This is a genomic window from Stenotrophomonas sp. STEN054 (genome assembly GCF_056854535.1).
The window spans coordinates 90,949-107,628 of sequence record NZ_JBXFWG010000009.1 but is presented as its reverse complement, the minus strand read 5'-3'; the positions used below and the strand labels follow the sequence as shown (position 1 = coordinate 107,628).

17 protein-coding genes are annotated in these 16,680 nt (G+C 66.8%); 13 read left to right on the top strand and 4 right to left on the bottom strand.

All coding sequences use genetic code 11. The annotated features are described in order from the left end of the window. Nucleotides 1-175: 175 nt before the first annotated feature. Entirely contained in the window at nucleotides 176-1,033 is an 858-nt protein-coding gene (locus AC1VXD_RS05680; RefSeq protein ID WP_482991233.1) for an EamA family transporter, read from the bottom strand. Between the two features lie 43 nt (nucleotides 1,034-1,076). Between AC1VXD_RS05680 and AC1VXD_RS05675 the strand changes: the two genes are divergently transcribed. From AC1VXD_RS05675 to AC1VXD_RS05665, 3 genes are all read left to right on the top strand, one after another. After that, complete coding sequence (locus AC1VXD_RS05675; RefSeq protein ID WP_324805790.1) at nucleotides 1,077-1,748, top strand: alpha/beta hydrolase; 672 nt, start codon at nucleotides 1,077-1,079, stop codon at nucleotides 1,746-1,748. After that, nucleotides 1,745-2,845 (top strand): cell division protein ZapE, encoded by a 1,101-nt coding sequence (gene zapE, locus AC1VXD_RS05670; protein ID WP_482991232.1) that lies wholly within the window; start codon nucleotides 1,745-1,747, stop codon nucleotides 2,843-2,845. Before AC1VXD_RS05675 ends, zapE begins: the two co-directional genes overlap by 4 nt. Nucleotides 2,846-2,911: 66 nt before the next feature. After that, nucleotides 2,912-3,172, top strand: a complete 261-nt coding sequence (locus AC1VXD_RS05665; protein WP_482991231.1) for a hypothetical protein — start codon at nucleotides 2,912-2,914, stop codon at nucleotides 3,170-3,172. 222 nt (nucleotides 3,173-3,394) lie between these two features. Here the strand turns inward: AC1VXD_RS05665 and AC1VXD_RS05660 are convergent, their stop codons facing one another. Beyond that, nucleotides 3,395-4,201, bottom strand: a complete 807-nt coding sequence (locus AC1VXD_RS05660) for a DUF2884 family protein (protein ID WP_482991230.1) — start codon at nucleotides 4,199-4,201, stop codon at nucleotides 3,395-3,397. Between the two features lie 566 nt (nucleotides 4,202-4,767). On the opposite strand from AC1VXD_RS05660, the gene AC1VXD_RS05655 reads away from it, so the two are divergent. From AC1VXD_RS05655 to AC1VXD_RS05640, 4 genes are all read left to right on the top strand, one after another. After that, nucleotides 4,768-7,179 (top strand): ribonucleoside-diphosphate reductase subunit alpha, encoded by a 2,412-nt coding sequence (locus tag AC1VXD_RS05655; protein WP_482991229.1) that lies wholly within the window; start codon nucleotides 4,768-4,770, stop codon nucleotides 7,177-7,179. Nucleotides 7,180-7,291: 112 nt separating this feature from the next. Further along, nucleotides 7,292-8,311 (top strand): ribonucleotide-diphosphate reductase subunit beta, encoded by a 1,020-nt coding sequence (locus tag AC1VXD_RS05650; protein WP_482991228.1) that lies wholly within the window; start codon nucleotides 7,292-7,294, stop codon nucleotides 8,309-8,311. Nucleotides 8,312-8,673: 362 nt separating this feature from the next. Beyond that, nucleotides 8,674-9,327 (top strand): hypothetical protein, encoded by a 654-nt coding sequence (locus AC1VXD_RS05645; protein WP_482991227.1) that lies wholly within the window; start codon nucleotides 8,674-8,676, stop codon nucleotides 9,325-9,327. Nucleotides 9,328-9,470: 143 nt separating this feature from the next. Next, nucleotides 9,471-10,031: a hypothetical protein gene (locus tag AC1VXD_RS05640; RefSeq protein ID WP_482991226.1), complete on the top strand. Its 561-nt coding sequence runs from the start codon at nucleotides 9,471-9,473 to the stop codon at nucleotides 10,029-10,031. Nucleotides 10,032-10,149: 118 nt separating this feature from the next. On the opposite strand, the gene AC1VXD_RS05635 is transcribed toward AC1VXD_RS05640, so the two are convergent. Beyond that, nucleotides 10,150-10,713: a LysE family translocator gene (locus AC1VXD_RS05635; protein WP_482991225.1), complete on the bottom strand. Its 564-nt coding sequence runs from the start codon at nucleotides 10,711-10,713 to the stop codon at nucleotides 10,150-10,152. A gap of 164 nt (nucleotides 10,714-10,877) precedes the next feature. On the opposite strand from AC1VXD_RS05635, the gene AC1VXD_RS05630 reads away from it, so the two are divergent. From AC1VXD_RS05630 to AC1VXD_RS05620, 3 genes are all read left to right on the top strand, one after another. Further along, nucleotides 10,878-11,300 carry an acyl-CoA thioesterase gene (locus AC1VXD_RS05630; RefSeq protein WP_482991224.1) on the top strand — a complete coding sequence of 141 codons (423 nt, stop codon included), beginning with the start codon at nucleotides 10,878-10,880 and terminating at the stop codon, nucleotides 11,298-11,300. Between the two features lie 43 nt (nucleotides 11,301-11,343). Next, complete coding sequence (locus tag AC1VXD_RS05625; RefSeq protein WP_482991223.1) at nucleotides 11,344-12,150, top strand: NAD-dependent protein deacetylase; 807 nt, start codon at nucleotides 11,344-11,346, stop codon at nucleotides 12,148-12,150. A 164-nt stretch (nucleotides 12,151-12,314) separates the two neighbouring features. Further along, nucleotides 12,315-13,418, top strand: coding sequence for an NADH:flavin oxidoreductase/NADH oxidase (locus tag AC1VXD_RS05620; RefSeq protein WP_482991222.1), 1,104 nt, complete (start codon nucleotides 12,315-12,317; stop codon nucleotides 13,416-13,418). 3 nt (nucleotides 13,419-13,421) lie between these two features. Here AC1VXD_RS05620 and AC1VXD_RS05615 read toward each other — a convergent pair whose 3' ends face one another. Further along, entirely contained in the window at nucleotides 13,422-14,333 is a 912-nt protein-coding gene (locus tag AC1VXD_RS05615; RefSeq protein WP_482991221.1) for a LysR family transcriptional regulator, read from the bottom strand. 122 nt (nucleotides 14,334-14,455) lie between these two features. Here AC1VXD_RS05615 and AC1VXD_RS05610 point away from each other — a divergent pair, with 122 nt between their 5' ends. From AC1VXD_RS05610 to AC1VXD_RS05600, 3 genes are all read left to right on the top strand, one after another. Further along, entirely contained in the window at nucleotides 14,456-14,710 is a 255-nt protein-coding gene (locus AC1VXD_RS05610) for a DUF2798 domain-containing protein (RefSeq protein ID WP_482991220.1), read from the top strand. Between the two features lie 60 nt (nucleotides 14,711-14,770). Beyond that, nucleotides 14,771-15,622 (top strand): formyltetrahydrofolate deformylase, encoded by an 852-nt coding sequence (purU, locus tag AC1VXD_RS05605; RefSeq protein WP_482991236.1) that lies wholly within the window; start codon nucleotides 14,771-14,773, stop codon nucleotides 15,620-15,622. 84 nt (nucleotides 15,623-15,706) lie between these two features. Then, a complete protein-coding gene (locus AC1VXD_RS05600) occupies nucleotides 15,707-16,678 on the top strand; it encodes a glutathione S-transferase family protein (protein WP_482991219.1) in 972 nt (323 codons plus the stop codon). The last annotated feature ends 2 nt before the right edge of the window (nucleotides 16,679-16,680 follow it).

Below are 16,680 nucleotides of genomic sequence, written 5' to 3'. Positions count from 1 at the left end.
CGCGCTGCCCGCCGGGGGCTCCCGGCGCCGCCACGGGCCGGGCCGGGGGCGCGGCCCCGACCCGACCCGGGGGGTGGTGGTTTTTGTTAATCCCCCCCCCGCCGCGCTGGGCCCGCCGCTACCGGTGTACGTGCGTTCGTTGGATGGGTAGCGCCGGGCCATGCCCGGCGGTCTTTCACCCCCAGGCGATCAAGCCGATCGCCAGCACCGCCAGCGCCAGGCCGGCGCGGTTCCACTTCGTGGTGGCCTCGCCGAAGGCGAACACGCCCACCAGCGCGCCCAGCACCACCACGCCGATGTTCATGCCGGCGAATACGGTGGCCGGGCTGTCCGGCATCGACTGGTGCGCGTGCACATAGAAAAGAATGTTGCCGCCGTTGAGCAGGCCCAGCAGCGCGCCGGCCCCCAGGTTGCGCCAGGCCAGCCGGCTGCGACTGCTGGCATGCCGCCACAGCTGCAGCGCCAGCATCAGCACGAAGGCCACGCTGAAGCTGGCCAGCACCGCCGCCATCGACGGCGTGCCCGACAGCGCCACCTGTTTCAGCAGCACGTCCACCACGGCAAAGCCGCCCCACACGCCCAGCAGCCAGCCCCAGCCACCGGCCGAAGCAGCGACCGCCGGGCCGCGCGGGCGCAGGCTGATGGCCACCATCGCCAGCAGGCCCAGGCCCAGCCCGGCCAGCTTCCACGGCGTGGCGGTCTGGCCGAAGAACAGGAAGGCCGCGGCCAGTGACAGCAGCAGCGACAGGCGCTGGGCCACGTCGCTGCGGACGATGCCAGCCACGGCCACTGCGCGGCCCAGCACCAGGAAGATCGACGGCAGCACCACCGCCAGCGCCAGCAGTGACAGCCACGGCGCATGTGGCGCGCGCAGCGCGTCCAGCGGCGGCTGCAGCACCACGGCGGTCAGGGTGGCGGCCACCAGATAGTTCCAGGTCACCATCTGCGGCACGTCCAGCGCACGGCGGTTGGCCAGCTTCAACAACACCGAAACCAGCACACTGCAGATCACGGCCAGGGACAGGTAGAGCATGGGGCGGGCACAGGGCAGGGGCGGGGGGCGGTATCATGGTGCCATGCACAAGCCCTCGTTCCCCGTCGCCCCCGGCGAAACCGCCTGCCTCGTACTGGACGGCCCGGCCGGCCCGCTGGAAGTGGTCGTCGACCTGCCCAAGGCCGATGTGCCGGTGCAGCCGATCGTGGCCGTCATCTGCCACCCGCTGTCCACCGAAGGCGGCACCCTGCACAACAAGGTGGTCACCATGACCGCCACCACCCTGCGCGAGCTGGGCATCGCCACGGTGCGCTTCAACTTCCGCAGCGTCGGCGGCTCGGCCGGCAGCTTCGACCACGGCGTGGGCGAACAGGACGACCTCAAGGCGGTCACCGCCTGGGTGCGCAGCCAGCGCCCGGATGACCGCCTGTGGCTGGCCGGTTTCAGCTTCGGCTCCTTCGTTTCGCTGAAGGCCGCAGGCGAGCTGCAGCCGGAAGCGCTGATCTCGATCGCGCCGCCGGCCGGCCGCTGGGATTTCAGCGGCGTGCAGCCGCCGGCCCGCTGGCTGGTCATCCAGGGCGAGCAGGACGAGATCGTCGACCCGCAGGCCGTCTACCAGTGGCTGGACACGCTCGATTTCCCGCATGAGCTGGTGCGCATGCCCGAAACCAGCCACTTCTTCCACCGCAAGCTGATCGACCTGCGCGGCGCGCTCACCCACGGCGTCAAGCACTGGCTGGGCGCGGCGGCATGAGCGAGCAGGCGTTGACCCCGTCGCAGCGGTACGCGGCCGGGGTTGCCAGCGGCGACTGGCAGGACGACCCGGCCCAGCACGCGGCCCTGGCCGAGCTGGACCGCATCCACCTGGGCCTGGTCGACAGCGCCGAGGACGGCTGGCTGGACCGCCTGTCCTCGTTCTGGAAGAAGCCCGAGCCGGTCAAGGGCCTGTACTTCTGGGGCGGTGTCGGCCGCGGCAAGACCTTCCTGGTGGACCTGTTCTACGACGGCCTGCCGATCAAGCAGAAGTACCGCACGCATTTCCACCGCTTCATGCGCAGCGTGCACGAGCGCCTGCGCGAGCACCAGGGGCAGAGCGACCCGCTGGCGAAGATCGCCCAGGAATGGCGCAGCAACCTGCGCGTGCTGGTGCTGGACGAGTTCTTCGTCACCGACATCGGCGATGCGATGCTGCTGGCGCGCCTGCTCGAGCGCCTGTTCGCCGAGGGCGTGACCCTGGTGACCACCTCCAATACGGCCGTGGAAAACCTGTACCTGAACGGCCTGCAGCGCGAGAGCTTCATGCCGGCCATCGGCCTGCTGCAGCGCTTCTGCGTGGAGCTGTACGCCGAGGGCACCGAGGATTACCGCATGCGCGCGCTGACCCGTTCGCCGGTGTACCGCGCGCCGCTGGCCGCCGACAGCGACGACTGGCTGGCCAGCCGCTGGGGCGAACTGAGCGGTGGGCAGCCGGCCAAGGCCGGCAACATCGAGATCGAGGGCCGCAAGATTCCGGTGCGGGGCCGCGGCAAGAGCATCGCCTGGTTCGATTTCGCCGCGCTCTGCGAAGGCCCGCGCGGCCCGTCGGATTACATCGAGATCGCGCACGAGTTCAACACGGTGCTGCTGGGCGGCATTCCCGCCTTCGACCGCCTGAACGAAGATGCCGCGCGCCGCTTCGTGAACCTGATCGACGAGCTGTACGACCGCCACGTCAACCTGGTGTGCACCGCCAGCACCTCGCCGGTGGAGCTGTATGCCGGCGAGCGCCTGCAGGGCGCCTTCGAGCGCACCGCCTCGCGCCTGATTGAAATGCAGAGCGCCGAGTACCTGGGCACCCCGCACCGGGCGTGAGGGGGCCGCTGGTTGTAGAGCCGAGCCCATGCTCGGCTGTTTCAAATATTCCGGTAGAGGTGATTCATGAGCCAGGAAATCGACAAGCACGTTGCGCGAGCCCTCGTTGACCTCGCCGTATTCCTCGAGTTTTCGGCGGATGATGTATTGGATCCTGACGCTGCAATCCAGCGGCTCGAACAACTGGCTTCGACACTGCAGATGATGGACCTGGAGTCCCAATCATCGTTGTGCTCGCAGTTCAGAAGCATCGCAATGGACTATTCAGATGAGCAGGCAGGCTTTGTGGAAAGTCTGGGCGAAGCGCTGGGGCTGACCGAGGAGTAGTCCGCTCGCCTATAGGGATCCAGGAATCTTCTTGAAGTAAGAGACGCCTTCGAGCGCACCGCCTCGCGCCTGATCGAAATGCAGAGCGCCGAGTACCTGGGCACCCCGCACCGGGCGTGAGGGGGCCGCGGGTTGTAGAGCCGAGCCGATGCTCGGCTGTTTCTGAATGAAGCGCCGAAAGGCAGCCGGGCGCGGGCTCGGCTCTACAACAGCACTGCGGGCTTATCGGCTCGGCGCCACCGCATCGCCCTGCGGCTGCTCGCGCACGCTGGCCGCCACCTGCACGCCTTCACTGCGCTGGATCAGCCGCAGCGGCTGCCCTTGGTAGCGCACCTCCAGCGCGTCGTGGGCCTCGGCTACGGCGGCCACCAGCGGGCACAGCGCCTGCGCGCGGGCCTCGATGCGCTCGGCGCGGCCTTCCAGTTGCTGCTCCATCTGCGCGTCCAGGCGGTCGCCGCGCGCCTCCATCGCGTCGCTGCGGCCGGTGACCATCTGCCACAGCATGCTGCGGGCGATGGAAGCGGACAGCGACTCGGCCATGTGCTGCACCTTGGCCTCGAAGCCCGGCCCGAACACCGCCTGTTCCCAGTAGCCCTTGCCCAGCGTGCCGCCGATCCAGTCATCGGCCTGCCGGCGCAGGCGCCGGACCTTGCGGCTGTTGGCGGTGCCGGTGAGGCTCTCATAGACCCCGTCGAGCACGTCGAAGCTCAGTCCACTCACTTCATGGGCCAGCGCCGTGGCCGCCGGCATCAGCTGCCGCGCCCCGGCCTCCATCTGCCGCAGGCGGGCGGCGTCGGCCTCGCTGACCGGCACGACCGTGTCGTCCAGGCTCAGCACGCCATCGTGGAACACTACCTCGTGCGGCGCCTGCGGGCCATGCCGCAGCCAGATGCCGCCGCTGTCCACCAGCACGTCGTAGTCGGTGCGCATGCCGCACTGGTCCGAGCGAAGCTTCGGGGCGTCGCCGGCCAGCACCGGGGCGGTGGCCAGGCAGGCCAGCAGGGCCAGGGCGGGCAGGGGCAGGCGCATGGTGGAATCCTTTCCGGTCAGTGCAGGCCCCCAGCATCCCGCGCCCGCACGGTGCCGTCACCGGCCGGAAGTCACTGCCCGATAGCCATCGCTCTGCCATACCGGCTTTCCCACCGGCTGCCCACCACCTATCCACAGGGTTGTCCCTAGCCAGCTTCATCACTGTCATGTGAAGCTGTCATTGTTCCGTTTCCGCAGCACGTTGTACCGCCGATGTGACGCCTTCCGGGCTTGACTGCGCAGCCCGTTCCGGCAGGTCCAAAGCGTCCAGACGCGGCGCCGACGGCATGATCCTTGCGCCGCAAGGGATTACCAGATTTCACTACATTTGGCGTTGACGGCCCCCACCACCCCCACTATCTTGTGGCCGTCGGTCGCAACGACCCCATCGCCTGGGGTCCGCAACGGGGCTCTACCGCGGTACCCGCCAGCGATCGCCAACCGGCAGCGGAAGGCGCAGGGTCTCACCTCCTGCGACGCCGTCCTGCCACCCTGGGCTGTCATGTCCCGGGTCGAGCAACCCTGATGCATACAGCACCCCCAATCACGCCAAGAGGACACACGCCGTGACCACCGAATCCAGCGCCACCATCGAAAAGGAAAGCGAGTTCCTGCTGACGTCGCCGCCGACGGCCAACGCGATGAGCGTGACCAAGCGCAACGGCACGACCGAGCTGGTGGATCTGAACAAGATCGTGCGCGCGGTGCAGCGTTCCTCCGAAGGCCTGCACGCCGTCGATCCGATGCGTGTGGCCACCCGTACCATCTCCGGCCTGTACAACGGCGCCACCACCCGCGAGCTGGACGAACTGTCCATCCGCACCGCCGCCCTGCTGATCGGTGAAGAGCCCGAGTACGGCCGCCTTGCGGCGCGCCTGTTGGCCAACTACATCGCCAAGGAAGTGTCGGGCCAGGAAATCTACGCCTTCTCGCAGTCGGTCAGCCGTGGCCACGAAGTCGGCCTGATCAACGACCGCCTGCTGAACTTCGTGCAGACCAACGCACGCAAGCTCAACGATGCCATCGACATCTCGCTGGACCTGAACTTCGATTACTTCGGCCTGCGTACCCTGTACGACCGCTACCTGCTGCGCCACCCGCACACCCGCAAGGTGATCGAGACCCCGCAGCAGTTCTTCCTGCGCATCGCCAGCGCGCTGAGCGAAGACGTGCCCGAGGCCCTGGCGCTGTACAAGCGCATGGGCAACCTGGACTACCTGCCGTCCAGCCCGACCCTGTTCAACTCCGGCACCACCCACGAGCAGCTGTCCTCGTGCTTCCTGCTGGATTCGCCACAGGACTCGCTGGAATCGATCTACTCCAAGTACGGCGACATCGCCCAGCTGTCGAAGTTCTCCGGCGGCATCGGCGTCAGCTACACCCGCGTGCGTTCGCGTGGTTCGCTCATCAAGTCCACCAACGGCCACTCCAACGGCATCGTGCCGTGGCTGAAGACCATGGATTCGTCCGTGGCCGCGGTGAACCAGGGCGGCAAGCGCAAGGGCGCAGCCTGTGTGTACCTGGAAACCTGGCACGCCGACATCGAGGATTTCCTCGAGCTGCGTGACAACACCGGCGACGAATCGCGCCGTGCGCACAACCTGAACCTGGCCAACTGGATCCCGGACCTGTTCATGAAGCGCGTCGAGGCCGACCAGGAATGGTCGCTGTTCGATCCGCGCGTCGTGCCGGAGTTCACCGACCTGTTCGGCGAAGCCTTCGAGGCCGCCTACCTGCAGGCCGAAGCACAGGGCAAGGCCAACCGCACCATCTCCGCGCGCAAGCTGTACTCGCGGATGATGCGTACCCTGGCCGAGACCGGCAACGGCTGGATGACCTTCAAGGACAAGTGCAACCGCGCCAGCAACCAGACCCTGCGCGCCGGCAACGTCATCCACCTGTCCAACCTGTGCACCGAAATCCTGGAAGTCACCTCGGCCGAAGAGACCGCAGTGTGCAACCTGGGTTCGATCAACTTGGGCAACCACTTCGACGGCAACGGCGAGTTCGATTTCGACAAGCTGGCCGACACCGTGCGCCTGGCCGTGCGCCAGCTCGACCGCGTCATCGACCTGAACTTCTACCCGATCGAATCGGCGCGCCGCGGCAACCTGCGCTGGCGTCCGGTCGGCCTGGGCTGCATGGGCCTGCAGGACGTGTTCTTCCGCAAGCGCCTGCCGTTCGATGGCGCCGAAGCACGCGCGCTGTCGAAGAAGATCGCCGAGACCATCTACTTCCACGCGCTGGAAACCTCGGTCGAACTGGCCCAGGAACGCGGCAAGCACCCGTCCTTCGCCGACACCCGTGCGGCCAGCGGCGAGCTGCAGTTCGATGCCTGGAACGTGGTGCCCGAAGATGCCGAGCGTTGGGACACCCTGCGCGGGCGCATCAAGGAACACGGCCTGCGCAACTCGCTGATGATCGCCATTGCCCCGACCGCGACCATCGCCTCGATTGCCGGCTGCTACGAGTGCGTCGAACCGCAGGTGTCCAACCTGTTCAAGCGCGAAACCCTGTCCGGTGACTTCCTGCAGGTCAACCGCTACCTGGTGAACGAGCTGAAGAAGCTGGGCCACTGGACCCCGGAAATGCGCGACGCCATCAAGCTGGCCGAAGGCTCGATCCAGGGCATCACGCAGATTCCGGAAACGCTGCGCCACGTCTACCGCACCGCGTGGGAACTGCCGATGCGTTCGCTGATCGACATGGCTGCCGACCGTGGCGCCTTCATCGACCAGTCCGCCTCGCTCAATCTGTTCATGGAAAGCCCGAACATCGGCGCGATGTCCTCCATGTACATGTACGCCTGGAAGCAGGGCATCAAGACCACCTACTACCTGCGTTCGCGCCCGGCTACCAAGATCGCCAAGACCACGGTCAGCCACACTGCCACCGCAGCGCCGGAAAAGGTGTTCAGCCCGGAAGAGGCCATCGCCTGCTCGCTGGAGAACCCGGAAGCCTGCGAGGCCTGCCAGTAACACCGCGCGGTGGGTGCCGACCGTTGGTCGACACGCCTGCTCCGCTGCGGAAACACCCACGGTAGCGCCGGGCCATGCCCGGCGGCTCACCCAGGAATTCAAGGAAACACCCATGGCCGACAAGCCCAAGCAGATGCTGCTCGATCCCGGTTTTGAACTGACCCTGCGCCCGATGCGCTACCCGCAGTTCTATGACATGTACCGGAACGCGATCAAGAACACCTGGACGGTGGAAGAGATCAACTTCCAGATCGACATCAGCGACCTGCACAGCAAGATGTCGCCGGGCGAGCGCCACCTGATCCACCGCCTGGTCGCGTTCTTCGCCACCGGCGATTCGATCGTGTCCAACAACCTGGTGCTGAACCTGTACCAGCACCTCAATGCGCCCGAAGCGCGCATGTACCTGTCGCGCCAGCTGTATGAAGAAGCGCTGCACGTGCAGTTCTACCTGACCCTGCTGGACAACTACCTGCCGGATCCGGATGAGCGCGCCAAAGCCTTCGACGCGGTGGAGAACATCGACTCGATCAAGAAGAAGGCCGATTTCTGCTTCAAGTGGATCGACTCGATCCAGAACCTGAAGCGCATCGAGACCCGCGAAGAGCGTCGCCAGTTCCTGCTCAACCAGATCTGCTTCGCCGCGTGCATCGAAGGCCTGTTCTTCTTTGCCGCCTTCGCCTACGTGTACTACTTCCGCTCGCGCGGCCTGCTCAACGGCTTGGCCTCGGGCACCAACTGGGTGTTCCGCGACGAGAGCGCGCACATGGACTTCGCCTTCGAATGCGTGGATGTGATCCGCGAGGAAGAGCCGGACCTGTTCGACGACAAGATGAAGCAGGACGTCTACGAAATGCTGGCCGAAGCCATCGAGTGCGAAGTGCAGTTCGCCGAGGACGTGCTGTCCGGTGGCGTGGCGGGCATCTCCACCCGCGACATGCGCCAGTACCTGCAGCACTGCGCCGACAACCATTTCCATCGCCTGGGCATGGAGCGCAAGTACAACGTGCGCAACCCGCTGAGCTTCATGGAACTGCAGGACGTGCAGGAACTGACCAACTTCTTCGAGCGCCGCGCCTCGGCCTACCAGGTCGGCGTGCAGGGCGAAGTCGCCTTCGACATGAACTTCTGATCGAACAAAGGGGCGCGCTTATCGCGCCCCTTTGCTTTGGTTTCGGCCAAAAAAAACGTCTCGCCGAGGCGAGACGTTTTTCAAAACTACAACGAAAGGGAGGGCAAGCGACCAAAAAGCTTCCAGCAACAGACGCTTCGCTTGATTCCTACAAATTCGTGTCTTGGCGGACGCGCAATTGTAGGTCCAAGTGAAATCACTGGTAAAGCCCATTTTTCTTAACGGGCATCCAGATGTGAAGCGGTCATTGACATGGAAGCAACCGCAGAAGTGGTTCAGCCGCTCCACATCCGCATCTAGCTCGCATGTGCGTCATGCACTTCGAGCTAGTTCGACCTTTGCTTTCGAGGACGTACCTCACAATGAGCGCCATCCTGAAATCCGTAGAGTCATTCCCGCGACTCTCTGTCCGAAGTCTCGCCAGCTTTACGCGGCTTCGTGGTGTTGAACAGCAGAAGCTGCTTCACGGCCAGAAATTCCCTCGCCAAGCACCTCAGGTTTTCATGCAACCCTACTACGGCCCGCCACTTAAGGGCATCAAGTCGTTCTTGGAGACCGGTACTACCGCTTTGGTGGACGCACGTGCCGAGTTCCAGCGAATGAAGCAGGCATCAAGGCGGCTCCACTGCAACAGGGTCCTTGAGTCTTTTGTAAGGTCTGATCACGCTCATCGCGGGCTCATTCCAGTCTCCATCCCCCGCTACTACGCCAGCATGCGTAGCCTTGAGCTCCGCCTCTCGCCAGACCTGGTTGCGATGGACGGTAGTACTCGGAAGTTCATCTATTTCAATTGCAAGGAAGCTGAAGCAGACTCGGCAGCCGTTCGATTGACCCTTGAATTCGCTCATTGGCTGTTGAGCGAAAATGGGCTGCACATTGAGCCTGAGCAGATCGAGTACATCGACCTTTTCACCGGTGTTCTCCACACCGGTCGCAAAGTGCGAAAGGGCACCATGCGCGAGCTTGAGGAACACGCCAAGCTGATTGAACTGATTTGGCCAGGCCTAGAGCCCTAACAGGTGTTGTCGTAAGCGCCCCGACTTCGGTCGGGGCTCTTCGTTTCTGCGACTGGATTGCTGTCCTCAGGCTACTTGCAAAGACCAAGGATTGGTTCACGCAAATTGACGCAATCTGCGGATTCAGACGATGGCGACGAGCTATGTCGTCGTTCGCCTCAGTTCAAAACTTTGTCGCAAAACCCTCTGGAATCATGCGGATTCCGCTGCCCATCATGGCGCGTTGCTGGCGCACCAGCAGCCGGGACTGCAATCCCGCAGAAGAACCGATGGTAGGCTCGCCAACCGTCGCCGGCATTGCCCGGTGGCGGTTGGTGGACCGTCGCACGCCTATGGCGGGCGATGCGTTGGAGGGCGAACGCCCACCGGTTTCTCATCGGTTTTTCCGGGATTGCAGCCACGCATCGTCCGCCACCCTCACCGGTGGCCTGATCCGTAATGGAGGCACCACCATGAGTACCGATCCGACGAACGCGCACGAACTCAACCATCTGCTGCTGCGCTTGCGCCGCCTGATGCAGGGCATCGAAGGCACCGCTCTGCTGCTCTGCGACCACCAGCTTGCCCAGGCGACTGGCAGCACCTCGCCGCTGCAGGGCAAGCAGCCGGCCGAAGCCATCCACGCCATGCTGTGCCTGGCCATCAACGGCCGCCGCTGCGCGGAAACGATGGAGCGGCTGGTCGCCGGACCGACCGTGCACTGAAGGTAGCGCCCGGGGCCCCCCCCCCGGGGGAGAAACACCCCCCGCCCCCCCCCCCCGGGCGGGCCCCCCCCCCCGGGGGCGCGCCCGCGGGGGGGCGCCCCCCCCGCTACCAGCGGTTTTACCGCCGTCCTTCCACCGCCATCCGCACGGCCAGCCCGGCCAGCACCGTGCCCATCAACCAGCGTTGCGCGGCCTGCCAGCTTGGTCGCGCGGCCAGGAATGCCGCAATGCTGCCGGCCATCAGCACGATCATCGTGTTCACCGCTAGGCTGACCGAGATCTGCGTGAAGCCCAGCACCAGCGATTGCGCCAGCACGCTGCCGTGGCCGTCCGGGTGCAGGAACTGCGGCAGCAGGGACAGGTACATCACCGCGATCTTCGGATTCAGCAGGTTGGTGAGGAAACCCATCGCGAACAACCGGCGCGGGCTGTCGACGGGCAGCGCATGCACCGCGAACGGCGAGCGGGCGCCGGGCTTCATCGCCTGCCAGGCCAGATACAACAGGTACAGCGCGCCGCCGATGCGCAGCGCGTCGTAGGCGAAGGGCACGGTCATCAGCAGGGCGGTGATGCCCAGCGCCGCGCACAGCATGTAGAAGACGAAGCCCAGCGCCACGCCGCCCAGCGACACCAGCCCGGCGCGGCGGCCCTGGCAGATCGAGCGCGAGACCAGGTAGACCATGTTCGGCCCGGCGTGAGCACCATGCCCAGCGACAGCAGGGCGAAGGCCAGCAGGTCGGTGGCGGCGGGCATGGTGACGTTCCGTGCAGTGGGCGTGGCGCAGTCTAGCGCCGCCTGCACTGGGCCTGGCTTAACATTGCCGCACCCCACACCGATGGCCCCGCCATGACCCCCATCCCCGAAACCGTGCCGCCCATCGAAGTGCGCATGGCCGAAATCGTCTTCCCCAACCACACCAACCACATGGGCACCCTGTTCGGTGGCCAGGCGCTGGCGTGGATGGACAAGGCCGCCTTCCTGGCCGCCGCCCGCTATTCGCGCCGCACCGTGGTGACCGCGCGCAGCGACCAGGTCGATTTCAAGCTGCCCATCCGCATCGGCCAGATGGTGGAAACCGTGGGCCGCATCGTCGAAGTGGGCCGCAGCTCGATGAAGGTTGAGGTGGAGCTGATTGCCGAAGACCTGCACAGCGGCGAGCGCAAGCTGTGCACCCGCGGCCACTTCGTGATGATCGCGCTGGGTGATGATGGCCAGCCGACCGCCGTGCCGCGCCTGCCGGGCGCCCCGGTGGCCGACCCGGCCAGCTGACCACGCGCTTGCAGGGGCGTCCGCGCGCCCCCATTTGGCTGCCATGACCCCGCCGCTGACCGACTTCATCGACCGCGCCCAACGCCTGTTCGTGCTGACCGGCGCCGGCTGCAGTACCGCCTCGGGCATCCCCGATTACCGCGATACCGACGGCCAGTGGAAACGCACGCCGCCGGTGACCTACCAGGCTTTCATGGGCGAGGTGGCCACCCGCCAGCGCTACTGGGGGCGCAGCCTGCTGGGCTGGCCACGCTTCGGCCTGGCCCTGCCCAACGGCACCCACCAGGCGCTGGCCGCGTTGGAAGCCCGCGGCACACTGCAGGTGCTGCTGACCCAGAACGTGGACGGCCTGCACCAGCGCGCCGGCAGCCGGAACGTGATCGACCTGCATGGGCGGCTGGATCGGGTGCGCTGCATGGGCTGCGAACGCCGCAGCGGGCGCGGGGATTTCCAGCAGCGCCTGCTGGATGCCAACCCGGGCTGGGACACGCTGGAAGCGGGCATCGCCCCGGACGGCGACGCCGACCTGGAAGCCGACTTCTCCGCCTTCGTGGTGCCGGATTGCCCGTACTGCGGCGGCCTGCTGAAGCCGGATGTGGTGTTCTTCGGCGAAAACGTGCCGCGCGAGCGCGTGGCGGCCGTGCACGAGCACCTGCAGCAGGCCGATGCCGTATTGGTGGTGGGCTCCTCGCTGATGGTTTATTCCGGCTTCCGCTTCGTGCAGGCTGCCGCGAAGGCCGGGTTGCCGGTGGCGGCGCTGAACCGCGGCCGCACCCGCGCCGACGACCTGCTCCAGTTCAAGGATGAACGGGACTGCGCCGAGGCGTTGGCGGGTTTCGTGATCCGGTAGCGCCGGGCCATGCCTGGCGAGCGCGCAGCGCGGCGGCCGTTGTTCGCCGGGCATGGCCCGCCGCTACCGGTGACAGGCCGCGCGAAACAGCGATCCATCCAGAAGGTTGATCCGCAGCCCGTGCAGCGGTGCAATACGCACCCCCTACGCATGTCCTTACCGTCTTGAGCCAACTGTTCTCGCCGATGTCCCTCGGCCCCCTGACCCTGCCCAACCGCATCGTGATCGCGCCGATGTGCCAGTACTCCGCCGAAGAGGGCCGCGCCAGCGACTGGCACGCCATGCACCTGGGCAACCTGGCGCAGTCCGGCGCCGGCCTGCTGATCCTGGAAGCCACCGCGGTCGAGCCGCGGGGGCGCATCAGCTGGGCCGACCTGGGCCTGTGGGATGACGAGACCGAGGCCGCCCTGGCCCAGGTGCTGTCCAGCGTCCGCCGCTGGTCGTCGATGCCGCTGGGCATCCAGCTGGCCCACGCCGGCCGCAAGGCCTCCACCGCCCGCCCGTGGGACGGCGGCCGCCAGCTGCCGGCCGACGATGCCAACGGCTGGGCCACCGTGGCCCCGTCGCCGGTACCGTTCCACGCCACCGACCCGGCCCCCGAGGCGCTGGATGAAGCCGGCATCGCCGAGGTCATCGCCGCCTTCGCCGCCAGCGCAGTGCGCGCCGAACGCCTGGGCTTCGAGCTGATCGAGATCCACGCCGCGCACGGCTACCTGCTGCACCAGTTCCTGTCGCCGCTCAGCAACCGCCGCACCGACGGTTACGGTGGCTCGCTGCCGAACCGCCTGCGCCTGCTGGTGGAAGTGTTCGATGCAGTGCGCGCCGCGGTGTCGGACAAGGTGTCGGTGGGTGTTCGCATTTCCGCCACCGACTGGGTCGACGGCGGCTGGGACCTGGTGCAGAGCGAAGCGCTGGCGCAGATCCTCGACGCGCGCGGCTGCAACTTCCTGCACGTGTCCAGCGGCGGCCTCGACGAGCGCCAGAAGATCAGCGTCGGCCCGGGTTACCAGGTGCCGTTCGCGGCGGCCATCAAGGCCAGGAAGCTGCGCATGCCGGTCATCGCGGTGGGCCTGATCACCGAGCCGGAACAGGCCGAATCGATCCTGCGCCACAACCAGGCCGATGCCATCGCCCTGGCCCGCGGCATCCTGTACGACCCGCGCTGGCCGTGGCACGCCGCTGCCGCGCTGGGCGACAGCGTGGTGCCGTCGCCGCAGTACCTGCGCTGCGAGCCGCGCGAAGCGCGCAACGTGTTCCGCGCGCGCTGAGCCTCAGACCTGCCAGGCCGGCGCGATGCCGGCCTGCAGGTGCTCGAACAGCGCGCGGATCTTCGCGGTGAAATCGCGGCGGTCGCTCACGCAGAAGAACACCTCCATCGGCTCGGGCTGCCAGTCGCTGGCCGGGCCGAACACCGCCTGCAGGCGGCCATCGCGCAGATAGGGCTCGGCCACGAACGCAGCCAGCCGGGTGATCCCCGCGCCTGCAGCGGCCAGTTCGGCCAGTGCGTCGATGTCATCGCAGACCATGCTCGGCGGCAGCGCCGCATCCACCCGCTGGCCGTCCTTCAGCAGGCCCCAGCGCAGCGGCCGGCCATCGGTGGGGAAGCGGTGCAGCAGCCCGCGATGGCCGTTCAGTGCGGTCGGATCGGCCGGCGCGCCGTACGCCTCCAGGTAGGCCGGCGATGCGCAGAAGACGAACGGGATGCGCGCCAGCGGCCGCGCTACCAACCCGTCTTCCAGCTGCGCGCCGATGCGGATGCTGGCATCCACCGCTTCCGGCCCATGCTGCACGGCGCGATCGCTCAGCCGCAGTTCCAGCTGCAGCTGCGGGTAGCGCTGCTGCAGGCTGGGCAGCAGCGGTGCCAGCACGTGGCGGCCGAACGCGCTGCTGCTGGCGATGCGCAGCGGCCCGGACGGTTCGATATCGCCGGCGGTGACCATCGCCTGCGCGCGCGCCAGGTCGGCCTCGATGTGCCGCACCTGCGCCAGGTACACGGCACCGGCTTCGCTGAGTGCGAGCTGCCGCGTGCTCCGGTTGAGCAGGCGCACGCCCAGGTGGGCTTCCAGCCGGTTGATGTTCTGGCCCACGGCGGTGGCGCTGATGCCAAGGTGGCGGGCCGCGGCGGCAATGCTGCCGGTCTCTGCGGTGCGGGTGAAGCTGCGGATGAGCTGCAACAGGTTCATGACCGGCCAGCTTGCCATGCGGGAGGACAAGTATCGCTTGGGTCTGTACCAAGCGCGACAGGGCTGTGCGCGGGCCGCCGCACCGCTAGCCTGCCGGCCCACTTCATTCGATGCGATGTGCCATGGCCCCACCCCGATCGCCCCGCTGGAAGCTGCACGCCCGCAGCACGCCGTTTGTCTTCGCGTTCTTCATGGCCGGCCTGATGGCGCTGCTGATGTGCCTGGTCATCACCGCTGCCAATGCCGGACTGGGCAGCGACTACCTGGCCCGGGTGCTGGCCGCCTACCAGATGGCCATGCCGGTGGCATTCTGCGGGGTGCTGCTGGTACGCCCGCTGGTGGTGCGTCTGGTCGCGTTGACGGTGCATCCGCACTGAAGATCGGTTGCATCTGACAGCATTGTGCATCGCGGCAGGATGCTGCCCTACACTCGGGCGATGCGCCCCGATTCCATTCTTACCCTGTCCTGCCCCGACCGCACCGGCATCGTCTACCGCGTATCCGGGCTGTTGTTCGACCACGGCTGCAACATCCTCGACGCCCAGCAGTTCGGCGATGAGGAGAGCGGCCGCTTCTTCCTGCGCGTACATTTCGACCGCGACGCCAGCCTGCCGCTGGACACCGTGCATGCGGCGATGGGCGCGCTGGCCGCCGACTTCGGCATGGACTGGCAGCTGCACGACGGTCGCCGCCGCGCGCGCCTGCTGGTGCTGGTCAGCAAGCAGGGCCATTGCCTGAACGACCTGCTGTTCCGCGCCCATAGCGGCCAACTGAAAGTGGACATCGCCGCGGTGGCGTCCAACCACGCTGATTTTGCGCCGCTGGCCGCGTCCTACCAGGTGCCGTTCCACCACCTGCCGGTCAACGCGGACACGCGCGCCGTTCAGGAGCAGCAGATCATCGACCTGGTCGAACGCGAGCGCATCGACCTGGTGGTGCTGGCGCGTTACATGCAGATCCTCTCACCCACGCTGTGCCGTGCCCTGGCCGGTCGCGCGATCAACATCCACCACAGCTTCCTGCCCAGCTTCAAGGGCGCGCAGCCGTACCACCAGGCGCACGCGCGCGGGGTCAAGATCATCGGCGCCACCGCGCACTACGTGACCGAGGATCTGGACGAAGGCCCGATCATCGAACAGGACGTGGCCCGCGTGGACCACGCGATGGCGCCGCGCGAACTTGTGCGGCTGGGCAGCGATACCGAATCACAGGTGCTGGCGCGTGCCGTGCGCCGGCACGTGGAGCACCGCATCCTGCTCAACGGGCATCGCACGGTAGTGTTCCGCTGAGGGGGCCCGCCTCCACGCAGTTCTCACCGGACGTTGCGGCTGCACGCGCTACGGTATCGGTTCTGCAGCAGAGGGAGTATCGGTATGGGCCAACTCGTTGATGGCGTCTGGCAGGTCGGCACCGCAGGGGCCGCCAGCGAGGATGGGCAGTTCCACCGCGAGCAATCCACGTTCCGCCACTGGCTGACAGCTGATGGCGGGCCCGGTCCGCAGGGCCAGCCAGGCCATGCGGCCGCTTCCGGGCGCTACCGCCTGTATGTCAGCCTGGCCTGCCCCTGGGCCCACCGTGCCCTGATCATGCGCGCGCTCAAGGGTCTGGAATCATTGCTGCCCGTATCGGTGGTGCACTGGTACATGGGTGACCAGGGCTGGACGTTTCAGCCGGGACGCGGCGTGATACCCGACCCGGAACTGCAGGCCGGGTACCTGCATCGGCTGTACACCGCCGCGAAGCCGGGCATGACCGGCAAGGTGACCGTGCCGGTGCTGTGGGACCGCGAGCAGCGCGGCATCGTCAGCAACGAATCGGCCGATATCCTGCGCATGTTCAACGAAGCGTTCGACGGTCACGGCGCGCTGCCCGGCGATTACTACCCCAAAGCCCTGCGTGCGGACATCGATGCGATCAACGCGCGCGTCTATGAAACGGTCAACAATGGCGTCTACAAGGCAGGCTTCGCCAGCACCCAGCAGGCCTACGACGAGGCCGTGGGGCCGTTGTTCGAAACGTTGGACATGCTGGATGCGCAGCTTCAGCAGTCGCCGTGGCTGGTGGGTGGTCGAATGACCGAGGCCGATATCCGCCTGTTCACTACGCTGGTGAGGTTCGATGCGGTCTACCACGGCCATTTCAAATGCAATGTGCGGCAGATCGCCAGCTACCCCGGTCTGAACGGGCTGCTGCAGCGGATGCTGGCGATGCCTGCGGTCGCGCGCACGGTGGATGCCCACCACATCACCCACCACTACTACCAGAGCCATCGCCAGTTGAACCCGACCGGCATCGTCGCGCGGGGCCCGGCATGGATGAGGGACCTGCCCCCCGCACAGCTGTGAAG

What these genes read in the sequence shown, in the direction of transcription:
- AC1VXD_RS05660 (WP_482991230.1), bottom strand. Translation starts at nt 4,201, where the DNA reads ATGCGCCTGCCCCTGCCCGCCCTGGCCCTGCTGGCCTGCCTGGCCACC.
- AC1VXD_RS05615 (WP_482991221.1), bottom strand. Translation starts at nt 14,333, where the DNA reads ATGAACCTGTTGCAGCTCATCCGCAGCTTCACCCGCACCGCAGAGACC.
- AC1VXD_RS05645 (WP_482991227.1), top strand. Translation starts at nt 8,674, where the DNA reads ATGAGCGCCATCCTGAAATCCGTAGAGTCATTCCCGCGACTCTCTGTC.
- AC1VXD_RS05675 (WP_324805790.1), top strand. Translation starts at nt 1,077, where the DNA reads ATGCACAAGCCCTCGTTCCCCGTCGCCCCCGGCGAAACCGCCTGCCTC.
- AC1VXD_RS05600 (WP_482991219.1), top strand. Translation starts at nt 15,707, where the DNA reads ATGGGCCAACTCGTTGATGGCGTCTGGCAGGTCGGCACCGCAGGGGCC.
- AC1VXD_RS05650 (WP_482991228.1), top strand. Translation starts at nt 7,292, where the DNA reads ATGGCCGACAAGCCCAAGCAGATGCTGCTCGATCCCGGTTTTGAACTG.
- purU (WP_482991236.1), top strand. Translation starts at nt 14,771, where the DNA reads ATGCGCCCCGATTCCATTCTTACCCTGTCCTGCCCCGACCGCACCGGC.
- AC1VXD_RS05640 (WP_482991226.1), top strand. Translation starts at nt 9,471, where the DNA reads ATGTCGTCGTTCGCCTCAGTTCAAAACTTTGTCGCAAAACCCTCTGGA.
- AC1VXD_RS05635 (WP_482991225.1), bottom strand. Translation starts at nt 10,713, where the DNA reads ATGGTCTACCTGGTCTCGCGCTCGATCTGCCAGGGCCGCCGCGCCGGG.
- AC1VXD_RS05630 (WP_482991224.1), top strand. Translation starts at nt 10,878, where the DNA reads ATGACCCCCATCCCCGAAACCGTGCCGCCCATCGAAGTGCGCATGGCC.
- AC1VXD_RS05665 (WP_482991231.1), top strand. Translation starts at nt 2,912, where the DNA reads ATGAGCCAGGAAATCGACAAGCACGTTGCGCGAGCCCTCGTTGACCTC.
- AC1VXD_RS05625 (WP_482991223.1), top strand. Translation starts at nt 11,344, where the DNA reads ATGACCCCGCCGCTGACCGACTTCATCGACCGCGCCCAACGCCTGTTC.
- AC1VXD_RS05680 (WP_482991233.1), bottom strand. Translation starts at nt 1,033, where the DNA reads ATGCTCTACCTGTCCCTGGCCGTGATCTGCAGTGTGCTGGTTTCGGTG.
- AC1VXD_RS05610 (WP_482991220.1), top strand. Translation starts at nt 14,456, where the DNA reads ATGGCCCCACCCCGATCGCCCCGCTGGAAGCTGCACGCCCGCAGCACG.
- zapE (WP_482991232.1), top strand. Translation starts at nt 1,745, where the DNA reads ATGAGCGAGCAGGCGTTGACCCCGTCGCAGCGGTACGCGGCCGGGGTT.